The sequence below is a fragment of the Peterkaempfera podocarpi genome, from assembly GCF_042466665.1.
Classification (GTDB): Bacteria; Actinomycetota; Actinomycetes; order Streptomycetales; family Streptomycetaceae; genus Peterkaempfera; species Peterkaempfera podocarpi.
Window position 1 is genome coordinate 7,156,471 of sequence record NZ_CP162102.1, and the last position, 14,481, is coordinate 7,170,951.

The following is a 14,481-nucleotide window of genomic DNA, read 5'->3' on the forward strand; positions in this document are numbered from 1 at the left end:
CACAGAGAGCCACCGCAGGTAAGGGCTTTGGGGATTCCGATGCCCCATGTTCCTGGGGCATATGCCAGAAGCACCGCGGGGCAGCAGTGGGCGCCACCCGCGCCATGTGCGGACAAGCCGCTCGAACGGTAACCTTCGGTGCTTCCGGCCTCCTGGCCCGGTCCGGCCCCGTCCGCCGGCCCGGAATCGGGGCGCCGGGGCCCCCGGCGACGGAAATCCCGTTGCCACCAGGACCGCCGCAACGGATGCTGACCTCATGTTCGAGCCCGACATAGCGCCCAGTGCGACCCTTCTCGGCCTGCTCCAGCGGGGCCGTGGGGACGGCACCCTGCACGCGCTGGCGGCCGAGCGGCCGGACGCCCTCGCCGCCCTGGACGCGTGCGCCACCAGCGACCCCCGCCAGGACTGGCAGCTGGAGAACCGGTCGCTGTACTACGCGCGCCTCTACTCGGAGCTGGAAGGCCCCTTGGACGGGCTCGAGGCGCACCTCTTCCACGTCGACGACGCCATCGACAGCGACGAGAGCCGCACCGGCCTCGCCCTCTCCGTCCTCGGCCACCTCGCCGCCTACGGCCGGCGCGACGCCCTGGACCTGCTCCGCCGCTACACCGCCTGCGGCAGCAACTGGGCCTGGGCACTGGACGAACTCGCCCTGCGCGACGACGAGGCCGCACTGTTGGGGCTGGCCCCGGTCGTCCTCGACCGCTTCCCGGCGGGCCCCGAGGGTGACGCGGCACTGCGGGCGGCCGTCCGCAACGCCTATGAACCCCGCCCCTGGCGGCTGTGGGCCGCCGTCCACCCCAGGATCGCGGCCGCCGGCGAACAGGCCCCCTTCGATCTGTGGCAACGGCAGCTCAACCGCACCACCGCCGTCCCCGGCTGGGGCGCTGCCGAGGTCCTCGCGTGGGCCGACCGGGCCGCCGAGGAGGACACCTCCGGCTCGCCGCACGACGCCACGGTGCGCCGCGCGGCTGCCGCCGCCCGCTGCCTGGCCGCCGCGGCCGGACCGGACGACCGCCCGCTGCTGCTGGAAGCCGCCCGCTGCGGCGCCGAGGGCGCCCGCCGCGCGGCCCTGCGCCACCTCGTCGACTGCGACGACCCGGCGGCCCCCGGACTGATCGAACTCGCGGCCGCAGACCCCGACGAGCGCATGGTGCAGGCCGCCCTGGACGTCCTCGGCCGGATGCGGGGGCCCGCCGCCATGGCCCACGCCCGCCGCTGGGCCGACCCGGCCACCGGCGGCGCCGACAGCGCCCTGGGCGAGGCCGCCGCCAGGCTGCTCGCCTGCGCCGGAGACGAATGCGACGCCCCACTGGTCGCCGACGCCCTCCGGCACTGGATCGCCGCCCGGGGCGCCGACGGCGACGGCCTGGGCTGCCTGGTCGACGGAGCCGGCCGACTGGGAGCCACCGCCGCCGTACCGGCGCTGCGCTACATCTATGCGGAGACCGCCTCCTCACAGCTGCGCGGCCGCGCCGCCCGGGCGCTCGCCGACACCGACGCCCACTTCGCGGCGGGCCCGGCGGTGGAGTGCCTGTGGGACTGCGAGGAGTCCACCCGGGAACTCGCCGCCCGCCATGTCGCCACCACCGGCGACGCACGGGTGCTGGAGCGGCTGCGCAGACTCGCCGCCGATCCGGCCGAGGAAGCCGAGGTCCATGCTGCCGTCCGCGGCCGGCTGACCTCGAGGCCCTGAGGCGCTGAGGCCCCGAGGCGCTGAACCGGGCCGGGTCCGCGATCCCCGCAGCAGACCGTCCGCCGGCAGCCCTGGCCGGAACGGTTCAACGGCAGCGCCCCGCGCAAGGCGGTCCACCAGCCGCACCCGCTGGGGACTCCGCACAGGCCGGATCCCGCGCCCCCGCCGAATCGTCAGCCGTCCGGCAGGGCCGCTCGGGGCACCGTCGCCGCTGCCGCAGGCTGCGGGACGCCTGTGGACACGGCAGGGCACGGACTGCACCACCAGGCCCATGGCGAGCACCCCCACCGCCTCGGCGGTGGTGCGCAGCGGCGGCGGCTATGGCCCGAGGGTGGCCCCAACCCGCGTGCTCAGGGCGTCACTTGGAGCCGCGGGTCCAGGTGAGTCCCCAGCCGTACGCCTGGTCGATCAGCATGTGGTTGGAGACCTGCGGGGTCCGTTGGAAGTAGCGGGCCTCCCGCTTGACCACGAGCTCCCCGCCGATGTTCTCGATCACGGCGATCACACAGGCGGTGGCGGGGAAGCCGCACTCCTCCAGATAGAGCTCGATCGGCACGCCGGACGCGGGGTGGAGGGTGGCGACGGCGTCCAGCCCCTGCAGGCTGCCCGCCCCGCTGAACACAAAGGCGAACACCAGCAGCCGGCGGATGTGCTGGGCGAAGTCGAGGTTGACCCACAGGTTCTCACCGGTGGCCACCGCGCCCGTACGGTCGTCGTTCTCCAGCTGCACATAGGGCGGGCCGTAGAGGGTGCCGAACTTCTGGTTGATGGCCTGGACGATGCCCTTGCCGCCGTCCTGGAGCTCATAGAGGCAGGCCAGGTCCAGATCGGGGCCGCCGCTCTGGATGCCCGCGCCGGACAGCTTGCGCAGCCAGCCTCCCCGGCCGGCGGGGGCCGCGGACTGGGCGGGATCGCGGGGGCGCCAGTTGAGGTTGACGCGCATGGCGCCCCCGCCGGCACCGTGCTTGGTGAGCGATACCGAGGGGGCTTCCTTGGTGAGCGACAGCTTGGTGAGCGAGGGGCCGCCCGGCGCCGAGGGGGCCCCGGCCGTCGGCTGGGGCTGGGGTGCGCTGTACGGCGGGGGTGCGGCGGGGTAGGGCTGCGCCGGTGGGGCCGGCGGGTAGGGCTGCGGCGCGCCGTACGGCGGGGGTGCGCCGTACGGTGGCGGGGCGGCCGGGTAGGGCTGCGCCGGCGGGGCCGGCGGGTAGGGCTGCGGCGCGCCATAGGGCGGGGGCGCGGCGGGGTAGGGCTGGGGTGCGCCGTACGGCGGGGGCGCGGCCGGGTAGGGCTGCGCCGGAGGGGCCGGCTGCTGGGGCTGCTGGGGCGCACCGTACGGAGGCGGCGGCACCGCTGCCTCGGCAGGGGCCGCCGGAGCGTAGGGCTGCGGCTGCGGCGGACCGGCCGGGGGCTCGGCGTCGACCTGGATGCCGTACTCGGTGGCGAGCCCGGCCAGGCCGGAGTCATAGCCCTGGCCCACCGCGCGGAACTTCCACCCGCCGCCGCGCCGGTAGAGCTCGCCCAGCACGAACGCGGTCTCCGAGGTGGCCCCCGGATCCTCGAAGCGGGCCACCTCCGCTCCGCTCCCCGCATCCAGCACCGACAGATACAGCCCCGGCAGGGCGCCGAACACACCGCCGTCGCTCGAGGCCGCGAGCACCACCGTCTCGACGGCGGGCTCCAGCGCCCCCAGGTCCACCGCGAGGGTGTCGGCCACCCCGTCCGCGCTGCGCTGCTTGCCCTCGTGGCGTACCGCGCCGGACGCGTCCCGCGGCTGGTTGTAGAAGACGAAGTCGGCGTCCGAGCGCACCCGGCCGCCGCTCAACAGCAGCGCCGACGCATCCGCGTCGGGCACCCCGGCACCGGTGCGCCAGCCGAGCACCACACGTACCGCGGACGCGGCCACCGGTACGTTCGCGCCTTTGCCGATCAGCATTCCCCGTCCCTCCGCCGTACATGGTGATAACCACCGGCTTCCACCCTATTCCCCTCCCCGTGCCGCCCCACGTGAAGTGAACGCTCATACGACGTTCGTCCCGGCGAAAGATCCCTTTGGCCCCACGCACGCTCCGCATGGAAAGAACCGAGGCATGCGCGTCGCCATCGTCACCGAGTCCTTCCCACCCGAGGTCAACGGCGTCTCCCACACGGTGCTGCGGACCGCCGAGCACCTGGTGCGCCGCGGCCACCAGCCGCTGGTGATCACCCCCGCCCCGGCGCGGGGCGGCAACCCGGAAGCCGTCACCGCGGACGACCCCTGCGCCGTCGTCCGCATCCCCTCCCTGCCGCTGCCGGGCTATCCCCAGGTGCGGATCGCGCTGCCGAGCGCCCGTCTGGAGAGCTCCCTGGCGGCGCACCGGCCCGATCTGGTGCACCTGGCCGGGCCCTTCGTCCTGGGTGCACGGGCCATGACCGCCGCCCGGCGCCTCGGTCTGCCGACCCTCGCGGTCTACCAGACCGACCTGGGCGGCTACGCCCGCGCCTACCGGGCGGGCCAGGGTCTGGGCGAGGCCGTGGCGTGGCACCGCATCCGCACGGTGCACCAGGCCGCCGACCGCACCCTGGCCCCGTCCACGCCAGCCGCGCAGGACCTCACCGCGCACGGCATACCGCGGGTCCATCTGTGGCCGCGTGGAGTGGACTCGGTCCGCTTCCACCCCCGCCACCGCGACGCCGCACTGCACCGCTCGCTCGCCCCGGGCGGCGAGGTCCTGGTCGGCTATGTCGGCCGGCTCGCCCCGGAGAAGCGTGTCGACCTGCTCGCGGGGGTCTGCGGGCTGCCGGGGGTGCGGGTGGTCGTCATCGGCGACGGACCCAGCGAGCCTGCGCTGCGCAGGGCCCTGCCCGGTGCGGCCTTCCTCGGCCGTCGGACCGGCAGCGACCTGGCCCGCTGCTTCGCCAGCCTGGATCTCTTTGTGCACACCGGCCCGCTGGAGACCTTCTGCCAGACCGTGCAGGAGGCCATGGCCAGCGGTGTCCCCGTGGTGGCACCCGCCGCGGGGGGCCCGCTCGATCTGGTCGCGCACCGCCGTACCGGACTGCTGGTGCCACCGCGCGACCCGCAGGCCGTCACCGCGGCCGTGGCCCGGCTGGCCGCGGAGCCGGAGACCAGGGCGGCCTACGGACAGGCGGGACGGGCCGAGGTCACCGCCCGCACCTGGGAGGCGGTCGGGGACCTGCTGCTGCGCCACTACGGGGACGTCCTCGCCGAGCGGGCCGGCCGGCCCCGGTCCGATGCCGTGCCCGAGGTCCTCGTCCCCTCCCCCGCCGGGGAGCCCGGCGTCCGCCGGCCGCGGCGGAGCGCACGGGCCACGGCCGCCGCCGGCTTCACCGAGGGAGGGGCACGATGACCGGTACCGGTCCGTCGCTGCGCATCGTCCGGCTCGCCAACTTTGTGACGCCGGTCTCCGGGGGGCTGCGCACCGCGCTCCACCACCTCGGCGCCGGCTATCTCGCGGCCGGCCATGAACCCGTACTGGTGATCCCCGGCCCGTCCGCCGGCGACCGGCAGACCGCCCAGGGACGGGTGATCACCCTGCCCGGGCCGCAGCTCCCCGGCACCGGCGGATATCGCGTGCTGGGCGGCCGCGACAGGCTGAAGGCACTGCTGGAGCGGCTGCGGCCGGACCGGCTGGAGGTGTCCGACCGCACCACGCTGCGCTGGACCGGCGAGTGGGCCAGGCGGCACCGCATCCCGGCGGCGATGGTCTCCCACGAGAGCGCGGCGGGTCTGCTGCACACCTGGGGGCTGCCCGACGGGGCTGCCCGGCGCCTCGCCGACCGCCTCAACGCGGGGACCGCGATCTCCTATGACACGGTGGTGTGCACCACCGGCTGGGCGGCCGCGGAGTTCCAGCGGATCGGTGCGCGCAATGTGGTGCGCGCGCCCCTGGGCGTCGATCTGGAGCACCACCACCCCGCGCTGCACGACCCCGGACTGCGGGCCCGGTATGCCGAACCGGGCCAGGTGCTGCTGGTGCTCTGCTCCCGGCTCTCGCCCGAGAAGCGCCCCGACCGTGCGCTGGACTGCCTCGCGGAACTGCGCCGGCGTGGTGTGCCGGCCACGCTCGCCGTCGCCGGGGACGGGCCGTTGCGCCGCCGTCTCGCCGGCCGCGCCGCAGCCCAGGGGCTGCCGGTGCACCTGCTGGGTCATGTCGCCGACCGCGGCGCGCTGGCGGCGCTGCAGGCGACCGCCGATGTGGTCGTCGCGCCGGGACCGGTGGAGACCTTCGGGCTGGCCGCGCTGGAGGCGCTGGCCTGCGGCACCCCGGTCGCGGTCAGCCGTTCCTCCGCGCTGCCGCAGATCGTCGGCTGCGCGGGGGCTGCGGCCGACGACAGCGGGGCCGGCTTCGCCGAAGCCGTGGAGCACCTGCTCGGCCGTCCGGAGGCGGAGCGCCGGGCGGCGGCCCGCGCCCGTGCGGAGGGCTTCGGCTGGCCGGCGGCGGTGGCCGCCTTCCTCGCCGTCCACGGGGCGGGCGGCGGTTCGGCTCCTCAACCGACCACCCCGGCCCGGACGCAGAGCACATCCGGCAGGTGAGCGGCGATCAGGGACCAGGTGTCGCCGTCGTCCGGGCTGCCGTACACCTCGCCGTTGCGGTTGCCGAAGTAGATGCCCGCGGGGTCGGCGTCATCGGTGCACAGGGCGTCGCGCAGCACCACCCCGTAGTGGTCCTCGCCGGGCAGGCCCGCGGAGAGCGCCTGCCAGCTGCGGCCGGCGTCCTCGGTGCGGAAGACCCGGCAGCGCAGGTCCGGCGGGGTGCGCTGGTAGTCGGCGGTCAGCGGGAAGACATATGCGGTGGACCCGTGCCGGGGATGGGTCGCCACCGCGAAGCCGAAGTCGGCCGGCAGCCCGCCGCCGATGGGCTCCCAGTGGCCGCCCCCGTCGTCGCTGCGGTAGACGCCGCCGTGGTTCTGCAGGTACAGCAGATCGGGGTTGCGCGCATCCTGCGCGATCTTGTGGACGCACTGGCCGAACTCGGGGAACTGCGAGCCCTCGGGCAGGAAGGGCGCCCGTACGCCGTCGTTGGACGCCGTCCAGCAGGCGCCGCCGTCGAACGTCCGGTAGACACCGCCGGTGGAGACCGCGACCGTCACCCGGTCCCGGTCGCGCGGGTCGGTGATCACCGTGTGCATGCCCTGCCCGCCGTACCCGGCCCCCACTCCGCGCGCTGCGGATGCGCCCAGAGCGACTCGACCAGCGAGAAGGTCTCCCCGCCGTCCTCCGAGCGGAAGAGCGCGGCCGGCTCCGTGCCCGCGTAGACCACGCCCGGCGCCTCGTCACCGGCGGGATGCAGCTGCCAGACCCGCTCCAGCGACGCCCCCGTGTGCTCGGGGAAGCGCACCGCCGGGCGGTCCGGCTGCTGCCAGGAGACGCCCAGGTCGTCGGACCACCACACCGACGGCCCCCAGTGCGGGCTGTCGGCGCCCACCAGCAGTCTCGGCCGGGGCCCGCGCGGGTCGACCGCCACCGAGTAGATGCTGTTCATGGTGAAGTGCGGTCCTGAGAGCTCCCACTGCCGCCGGTCCCGGCTGCGGGCCAGGAAGAGGCCCTTCATCGTGCCCATCGCAAGCAGTACGTCGACCATGGCGTGTGCACCCCGTCCGTCGTCAGGGGCCTGCGGTCGGGCCGATCCCGCGCAGTCGCCCCAGCCAGCAGTCTGCATCCGGCGTCTGACAATGCGGCAGCGCCGCGCCCCGGCAGCGCCCCGGTGCGTCGCACCGGCCGGTCGCCACCGGCGCGTGACCCGGCGCGGCCGCGCCGGTCAGTGCTGCTGCGTCGGTCGGGGGTGCCGGGTCGGTCGGGGGTGCCGGGTCGGTCGGGGGTGCCGCGCCGGTCAGCGCCGGCGTGCCGGCCTGCCGACGCCCGACTGCGGTACGAACCGCAGCCCGGTGCCCGGCAGGGCCTGGGCCGCGGCGGACAGGTCCTCCTCCGGGACCACCCCCACCACCGGGTAGCCGCCGGTGGTGGGGTGGTCCGCGAGAAAGACCACCGGGAGGCCGTCCGGCGGCACCTGCACCGCGCCCAGCACCATTCCCTCGCTGGGCAGTTCACCGGTGCGCAGCCGCTCCAGCGGCGGCCCCTCGGTCCGCAGACCCACCCGGTTGCTCGCCGCGGCCACCCGATAACGGGCCCTGGCCAGCAGTCTCAGCGCCTCCGGCGCAAACCAGTCCGCACGCGGACCCGGCTCCAGACGCAGCACCAGCTCCCCGGGCGGCCCCGCCAGCGGCACGCCCTCCACCCCGGCCGGCGCCCCCTGAGCCACACCCAGCGGCAGCACATCCCCCGCAGTCAGCGGGGCCGGTCCCAGCCCGGAGAGCAGATCGGCCGAGCGGCTCCCCAGCACCGGCGGCACCGCCACCCCGCCCGCGAACGCCGCATAGCTGCGCACACCGTGGGTGGCCGCGCCCACCTCCAGCAGCGCCCCGGCCGGTACCCGGACCGCCGCACCCCAGGCCACCGGCCGCCCGTCCACCCGCACCGGCGCCGGTGCGCCGGTGACGGCCGCGACCACCGCGGCGGACGGCCGCACCGCGACCCCACCCAGCGTGGTCTCCAGCACGGCGGCCCCCGCCGGGTTGCCGACCAGCAGGTTGGCCGCCCGGTACGCGGCGACGTCCAGTGCCCCGGCGCGCGGCACCCCCAGATGCGCCACCCCGCGCCGCCCCTCGTCCTGAACGGTCGTCAGCGGTCCCGGCCGCACCACCTCAAGCACCCTCATCCGCACCCCTCCCGCTCTGTGGGTGCCGCCGTTCCGCCGTCCGACGGCGCGACCGGGAGAAACCGCACCCGCACCCCCGGGGCCAGCAGCGCCGCAGGCTGCCGCGCCGGGTCCCACAGCGTCAGACCGGTGCGGCCCAGCAACCGCCAGCCACCGGGGGAGGGCTGCGGATAGACGCCCGTGTACGGTCCGGCGACGGCCACCGAGCCGGCCGGCACCCTGGTCCGCGGAGTGGCCAGCCGAGGCACGGCCAGCCGCTGCGGAAGGCCCGTCAGATACCCGAAGCCGGGCGCGAAGCCGCAGAAGGCCACCCGGTACTCCGGCTCGCAGTGCAGCCGTACCGCCTCGGCCTCGGTCACCCCCCACAGCTCGGCCACCGCGGCCAGGTCAGCGCCGTCGTACACCACCGGGACCTGTACCAGCGGCCCCTCCCCGGCCGCGACCGGGGGCACCCGCCAGCCCGGCAGCTCCGCGGCGAGCGCCGCCGGGTCGGTCAGTCCGTCCAGCAGCACCGTGCCGGCCGCCGGCACGATCTCCAGGCCGGCGGGCAGCCGTCCGGCCGTCCGGCGCCGCAGCAGTTCCGCGTGCCAGGCCGCCACCTGTTCGGGTGAGTCCAGCTCCAGCAGCAGCGCCCGCCGGCCCATGGCGTGCACCACCGGCCCGTCCTGGGACCGCGGCGCGCCGCTCATCGGGTGAACGGCTCGATCCCGACCCCGGCGTCCGCAAGGGCCAGCCGCAGCCTGCCCGCCAGCTCGGCAGCGCCCGGGGTGTCACCGTGCACACAGAGCGATCTGGCGCGGACACCCACCGTCTCGCCGGACTCCGCGGTCACCTGCCGCTCCCGGGCCATCCGCACCGCCCGGGCCAGCACCGCCTCCGGGTCGTGCACCACCGCTCCGGGCCGCCCGCGCGGCACCAGCGTCCCGGCCGCCGTGTAGGCGCGGTCGGCGAACGCCTCGGCCACGGCCGGCAGGCCTGCCTCGCCCGCCGCCCGCAGCAGCTCGGAGCCGGGCAGTCCGAGCACCGGCAGCGGACCGCCGCACAGCTCCCCGGCCCGGACGACCCCTGCCGCCACGGCGCGGGCCTGTTCGGCGTCCGCCACCGCCCGGTTGTACAGCGCCCCATGGGGTTTGACGTACGACACCCGGGACCCGGCGGCCCGGGCGAACACCTCCAGGGCGCCGATCTGGTAGGCGACCTCGTCGGCGAGTTCCTCCGGTGGCACCTCCATCGCCCGCCGCCCGAACCCGGCCAGGTCCCGGTAGGAGACCTGCGCTCCGATGCGCACGCCCCGCTCGGCCGCCCAGCCGCAGACCCGCCGCATCGTCGACGGGTCGCCGGCGTGGAAGCCGCAGGCCACATTGGCGCTGGTGACGACGGACAGCAGGGCCTCGTCGTCGGTCAGCGTCCACCGCCCGAACCCCTCACCCAGGTCCGCATTGAGATCGATCACCGCGTCAGCCATGCCGAGCCGCCTCCTGTCCCGCCCCTGTGAGCCGCCGACCGCCCCGACTCCATGATCGCAGAGCTGCCCCGGACAGACCCCGCGGATGCGGGTAGCGTGGAGGACGGGCGACCAGAGGAGGCCGTGATGCCCGGTTCCGTCACGATCAGCCGCCACCACCAAGGCGTCATGATCAGCCATGAGGACGCCGAGCGGCTGGCCTGGGTGCTGAACGAGGCCGCCCGGCTGCTGGAGGCGCCCGGCCCCGACCGGCTCAGCGACGACCAGGTCAGGGCGCTCTGCCGGGGAGACGCCCGGCGCCGCGAGGAACTCGCCCACTGGGCCAGGGCGCTGGCGTTCGACGTGCACGGCAAGGTCTGACCGCAGCGGCCGCCCGCGCGACTCCAGTACGGTCGGAGGCGTTGACCGCCGAGCGAACCGTCCGGAGGAACGCCGTGTCGCTGACCACCAGTCCCGCCCCGGCCACCAGTCCCGCCCCGGCCACCGGGGGTGTCGGCCCGCTGCTCCGCCGCTGGCGGGAGCGCCGCCGGGTGAGCCAGCTCGACCTGGCACTGACCGCCGACAGCTCGGCGCGCCACATCAGCTACATCGAGAACGGCCGCTCCCGGCCCAGCCAGGAGATGGTGCTGAAACTCGCCGAGCACCTCGATGTGCCGCTGCGCGAGCGCAATGCGCTGCTGCTCGCGGCCGGCTATGCGCCGGTCTTCCGCGAGTCGTCCTTCCACGACCCCGACGATCCCGGTATGGCGGCCGTCCGTGCCGCGCTGGAGGGGGTGCTGCGGGGCCATGAGCCCTGTCCGGCCGTCGTCCTGGACGCCGGCCATGACGTCCTTGCCGCCAACAGCGGTATGGCGGCCCTGCTGGACGGCATCCCGGAACGGCTGCTGCGGCCGCCGCTCAACCTGATCCGGATCGCCCTGCACCCCCAGGGGCTCGCCCCCCGGATCGCCAACCTCGGACAGGTCCGCAGGCATCTGCTGGAGCGGGTGGAGCGGCATCTGGCGATCTGGGGCAGCGAACCGCTGCGCCGCCTGTACGCCGAGGTCAGCAGCTATCCGGGCGCGGAGGACGGGGACCCCGACGCGGTCGAGGCGCACCCCTCGGCCGCCGCGGTGGCGCTGCCGGTGCGGTTGCGCACCGCGCACGGGGAACTGGCCTTCATCAGCACCATCGCCACCTTCAACACCCCGTTGGACGTGGCCGTCTCCGAACTCGCGATCGAGCACTTCCTGCCCGCCGACGCCGCCACCGCCGACATCGTCCGCCGGACGTTCCCCGTCACCCGGGCGGTCCCCGTCACCGGGGCGGTCCCTGTCACCCGGGCGTGAGCCGCCCGGGTGACGGCCGCCGGCGGCGGGACGCGCCGGACGGTCAGGCCCGTACGCCGGCCATGCTGCGACACATCTGCGAACAGCGACGACACGCCTCCGCACACTTGGCCAGCTCCGCGTCGTCCGGCATCGCCTTGCACGCCTCGGCGCACATGTCGCACGCCCGCGCGCACATGGCGCACATCTCGGCGCTGATCGGGGAGGTGCGCATCATCATGTCCGCACAGGTCCGGGTCAGCTCGCTGCAGTCCATCAGCGCGCGCATGATCCGGGCGTCCAGCCGCCCGCCCTGCTGCAGGCAGTGGCTGATCGTCTCCTCGCAGATGTTGTGGCAGGCGAGGCACGCGTCCACGCACTCCTGCATCTCCTTGCTCATCCGGGTGGTCCCGCCGGTCTGCTGCATGACGCCTCCTGGGCGTGGGGGAGCCGGTCTGTGAGGCTCCTGTGCCTCTGTCCTACTGCTGACGGACATACCCGGCAATACGGGCGGTCTGAGCGTGGGGACCGGCTTTCGGCACCCTTGCGGAGGGGCGCCTCAACCGCGCCCATTCGGGGCGTTTGGGACGTTGTCGGTAGCTGCCTCTAATCTTGACCACCGTGACCACGACCGCCGACCAGTCCGCCCTGCCCCGGCAGGTGCGCTCCGCCGCGCCCGCGGCGCCGCACCCCGGAGCCGTCGGCCGGCCCGCGCCCGGCCCCGCGGCCGACGAGGGCCTCGCCCGCAGGCTCAGGGCGCTGGCCTGCACCGCTCCGCTGCACGACCTGGACGCCCGCAAGGTCAACCTGGCCGGTGAGTACTCGGTCTATGCCATGGCCGAGGTCGGCCTCGCCGCCATCGACCTGGTCACCCTGCACATGGACTTCGACACCGGCGCCGACCGCGACCTGGTGCTCGCCCGCCTGCTGCCCCGCATCGCCGCGCAGAGCCCGGGCCGGCCCGCGGCCGAGCACCAGCGGGTCGCCCGCTGGGTCCTGGAGTCGCTGATCAACGTCGGCAGCGTCGACCGCGGCTTCCGCGCCGTCTACGGCACCTTCGGCCCCGACGGCGCCTACGTCCGCCGCGACTACGACTTCAAGCTGGTCGAGGAGGTCCCCGGGCCTGACGGAGGGGTCTATCTGCGCACCACGGACGAAGCGGTCAACGTCCTGGTCGGCGCCCTCGACACCGATGTCACCTCGGCCCAGATCGCGGCCGAGGTCAAGCTGGAGGTGCTGATCCGCCGCGGCCGCCTGGCGGACGCGCAGCTCGCCGCGGAGCAGGCCCGCTACCGCACCGTCCAGTTCGCCGAGACACTGCGCCGCGCCCTGGACGCCACCCGCCGCAACGTCCGCGCCGTCGACTGGACGATCGCCGTCCCCGACATGATCGCCGAAGCGCTGGACCATGTCGCCGACCGGTACCGCCATGAGAACGCCATCCTCACCAACATCCGGCGTGCCCGCGACGAGTCCGAGGAGCCGGAGCACAAGCGCCGCGCCGCCGAGCTGGTCGACATCGTCAAGGACTGCATCCGCCGCCACACCCAGCTGCAGACCCGGCTGCTGGAGGCCGGCCCGCTGTTCCGCGCCGAGCAGGACCGCCAGGCGTTCGCCGCCCCGGCCGCCCGCGCCGGCATCGACCTGTACGGCCAGCTGCTCGCCCCCCTGCTGAGGATCCCGGTCGAGCAGGCCACCGGCCCCACCGACGCCTTCTTCACCCAGGGCACCGGGCTGCGCACCCCCGCCGCGGTCCGGCTCTCCGACCTGGTCGACATGCTGCTCACCCCGCCCGTAGAGCGGGAGCACCTGGGCGCCGAGCTGCCCGAGCCCGACCTGGTCGCCACCCCCGACGACAGCCGCTTCACCGAGGAGCAGCTGGACGCCGCACTCCAGCTGCTGGACCTGCCCGCCGACGCCCCGCGCCGGCTCTCCGGCCTGCTCGCCGACGCCCGCCGCCAGGATCCCGAACTGCCCTATCTGGTGGCGCTGCTGGCCGTGCACGCCGCCAGCCCGCCGGTCGGCACCGCCTACCGCCAGGGTGAGGACCGGCTGCTCTTCGCCGTCGACGACGGCACCCCGCTGCGCGACGCCGAGTTCGGCGGCGCCGACCTGATCGTCGGCAGCGCTCTGCTGGACGCCGCCGCGATGGCAGCAGAGCGCTCGGAGGCCGGATGACCACCCCTGCCCCCACCCGCGCCGGGGCATGGCCGCCCGCCCGCCCGGCCCCCTCCAGAGGCGGGGCCGCCCGGGTCTCCGCTCCCCGCACGGCCCTTGCGGCCATGAGTCCGGTACCGCAGCAATCCCAGGAGTTCCGCCCGTGAGCACGCCCGACGACGCCGACCTCCACGCCACCGTCGCCCCGGCTCCCGGTGAGGGCGGCCACCAGGGCCGCGCCGCCGTCACCCCCGCCGTCACCCCCGCCGACGCGGCCGACGCCGCCCGGCTGGTCTCCTTCGGCCTCCAGCCCAAGCTGCTGCCCGCGCGGGACGCCGAGTACGGCGAGCTGATCCGCCGCTACCGGGAGGACCCGCCGTTCGCCCGCCTGGCGGACGCCGTGGCCACCGGGCTGGGCCTGGTGGTGCTGGAGGTGTCCGCGCGGGCCGGTATGGCCCTGGCCGCAGACCACGAATCGGTGTTCGCCGTCCGGATGGGCGACTACTCCCGCCGGGCCGCCTCCGAGTCCACCGACCGCTTTCTGCACGGCCTCGCCCACCTCGCCGTCGCCGCCATGGCCTTCCCCCGCCCGGAGGACCTCGCCGACGACGGCTACATCGGCCGGATCAGCGTCAACGGCGTCGACGCCTTTGTGCGCCAGGCCTGCCGCCGGCTGGAGGAGCAGGCCGCCGTGGACGGCGCCAACACCGACCCGGCCAGTGACACCCCGGGCCTGGAGGCTGCGTGGCGGGTCTGGGCCCGCCGCAGCGCCACCGGTGCGACCAAGGACGCCCGCCGGCTCTCCGGCTCCACCATCGGCATCGTGGGCAAGGCCGTTGCCTTCCATGTGGACTCCGGCTTCCTGCAGAAGGCGTCGGACGACTCCGGCGGCACCTATCGCACCACCGCCCGCTACCAGCTCCAGGTCCGCGACCTGGCCGCCACCGCGGCCATGGCCGAACTCCTCGACCTCGGGGTCGTCCCCGTGACCGACGGCACCGCCACCCTGCTGCCCGCCGACGACAGCGACGAGCTGGTCGCCGACGCGGGCCTGCCCTTCCACTCCCTCTGACGCCGCTCTCTCCGACGCCGCTCTCTCCGACGCCGCTCCCTCCGACACCACCGCCCCCGACGGCCCCG

Annotated in this window: 12 protein-coding genes and 1 pseudogene; 7 read left to right on the forward strand and 6 right to left on the reverse strand. The window is 75.5% G+C overall.

Annotated elements, in window-relative coordinates:
• Window positions 1-256: 256 nt before the first annotated feature.
• Window positions 257-1,696: a HEAT repeat domain-containing protein gene (locus AB0761_RS31470; RefSeq protein ID WP_377272570.1), complete on the forward strand. Its 1,440-nt coding sequence runs from the start codon at window positions 257-259 to the stop codon at window positions 1,694-1,696.
• A gap of 358 nt (window positions 1,697-2,054) precedes the next feature.
• Here the strand turns inward: AB0761_RS31470 and AB0761_RS31475 are convergent, their stop codons facing one another.
• Window positions 2,055-3,629, reverse strand: a complete 1,575-nt coding sequence (locus tag AB0761_RS31475) for a TerD family protein (protein WP_377272571.1) — start codon at window positions 3,627-3,629, stop codon at window positions 2,055-2,057.
• Between the two features lie 154 nt (window positions 3,630-3,783).
• Between AB0761_RS31475 and AB0761_RS31480 the strand changes: the two genes are divergently transcribed.
• Together AB0761_RS31480 and AB0761_RS31485 are read left to right on the forward strand one after the other, a co-directional pair.
• On the forward strand, window positions 3,784-5,043 hold the full coding sequence (locus AB0761_RS31480; protein WP_377272572.1) for a glycosyltransferase family 4 protein: 1,260 nt from the start codon (window positions 3,784-3,786) through the stop codon (window positions 5,041-5,043).
• Window positions 5,040-6,230, forward strand: a complete 1,191-nt coding sequence (locus AB0761_RS31485; RefSeq protein ID WP_377272573.1) for a glycosyltransferase — start codon at window positions 5,040-5,042, stop codon at window positions 6,228-6,230. Before AB0761_RS31480 ends, AB0761_RS31485 begins: the two co-directional genes overlap by 4 nt.
• On the opposite strand, the pseudogene AB0761_RS31490 reads toward AB0761_RS31485, so the two are convergent.
• The 4 genes and pseudogenes from AB0761_RS31490 to AB0761_RS31505 all read right to left on the reverse strand — a co-directional run bounded on the left by AB0761_RS31490 (window position 6,185) and on the right by AB0761_RS31505 (window position 9,877).
• A pseudogene (locus tag AB0761_RS31490) lies at window positions 6,185-7,278 on the reverse strand (WD40/YVTN/BNR-like repeat-containing protein). The gene AB0761_RS31485 and the pseudogene AB0761_RS31490 sit on opposite strands and share 46 nt — an antisense overlap.
• Window positions 7,279-7,527: 249 nt before the next feature.
• On the reverse strand, window positions 7,528-8,412 hold the full coding sequence (locus tag AB0761_RS31495; protein WP_377272574.1) for a biotin-dependent carboxyltransferase family protein: 885 nt from the start codon (window positions 8,410-8,412) through the stop codon (window positions 7,528-7,530).
• Complete coding sequence (locus AB0761_RS31500; protein WP_377272575.1) at window positions 8,409-9,101, reverse strand: allophanate hydrolase subunit 1; 693 nt, start codon at window positions 9,099-9,101, stop codon at window positions 8,409-8,411. Before AB0761_RS31500 ends, AB0761_RS31495 begins: the two co-directional genes overlap by 4 nt.
• On the reverse strand, window positions 9,098-9,877 hold the full coding sequence (locus tag AB0761_RS31505; protein ID WP_377272576.1) for a LamB/YcsF family protein: 780 nt from the start codon (window positions 9,875-9,877) through the stop codon (window positions 9,098-9,100). Before AB0761_RS31505 ends, AB0761_RS31500 begins: the two co-directional genes overlap by 4 nt.
• 126 nt (window positions 9,878-10,003) lie before the next feature.
• Here AB0761_RS31505 and AB0761_RS31510 point away from each other — a divergent pair, with 126 nt between their 5' ends.
• Together AB0761_RS31510 and AB0761_RS31515 are read left to right on the forward strand one after the other, a co-directional pair.
• Complete coding sequence (locus AB0761_RS31510; protein WP_377272577.1) at window positions 10,004-10,237, forward strand: hypothetical protein; 234 nt, start codon at window positions 10,004-10,006, stop codon at window positions 10,235-10,237.
• Window positions 10,238-10,278: 41 nt separating this feature from the next.
• Entirely contained in the window at window positions 10,279-11,205 is a 927-nt protein-coding gene (locus tag AB0761_RS31515) for a helix-turn-helix domain-containing protein (protein ID WP_377272578.1), read from the forward strand.
• Window positions 11,206-11,248: 43 nt separating this feature from the next.
• Here AB0761_RS31515 and AB0761_RS31520 read toward each other — a convergent pair whose 3' ends face one another.
• Window positions 11,249-11,611: a four-helix bundle copper-binding protein gene (locus tag AB0761_RS31520; protein WP_377272579.1), complete on the reverse strand. Its 363-nt coding sequence runs from the start codon at window positions 11,609-11,611 to the stop codon at window positions 11,249-11,251.
• 233 nt (window positions 11,612-11,844) lie between these two features.
• Between AB0761_RS31520 and AB0761_RS31525 the strand changes: the two genes are divergently transcribed.
• Window positions 11,845-13,362 carry a hypothetical protein gene (locus AB0761_RS31525; protein WP_377274429.1) on the forward strand — a complete coding sequence of 506 codons (1,518 nt, stop codon included), beginning with the start codon at window positions 11,845-11,847 and terminating at the stop codon, window positions 13,360-13,362.
• 142 nt (window positions 13,363-13,504) lie between these two features.
• Window positions 13,505-14,413: a hypothetical protein gene (locus AB0761_RS31530; RefSeq protein WP_377272580.1), complete on the forward strand. Its 909-nt coding sequence runs from the start codon at window positions 13,505-13,507 to the stop codon at window positions 14,411-14,413.
• Window positions 14,414-14,481: the final 68 nt, after the last annotated feature.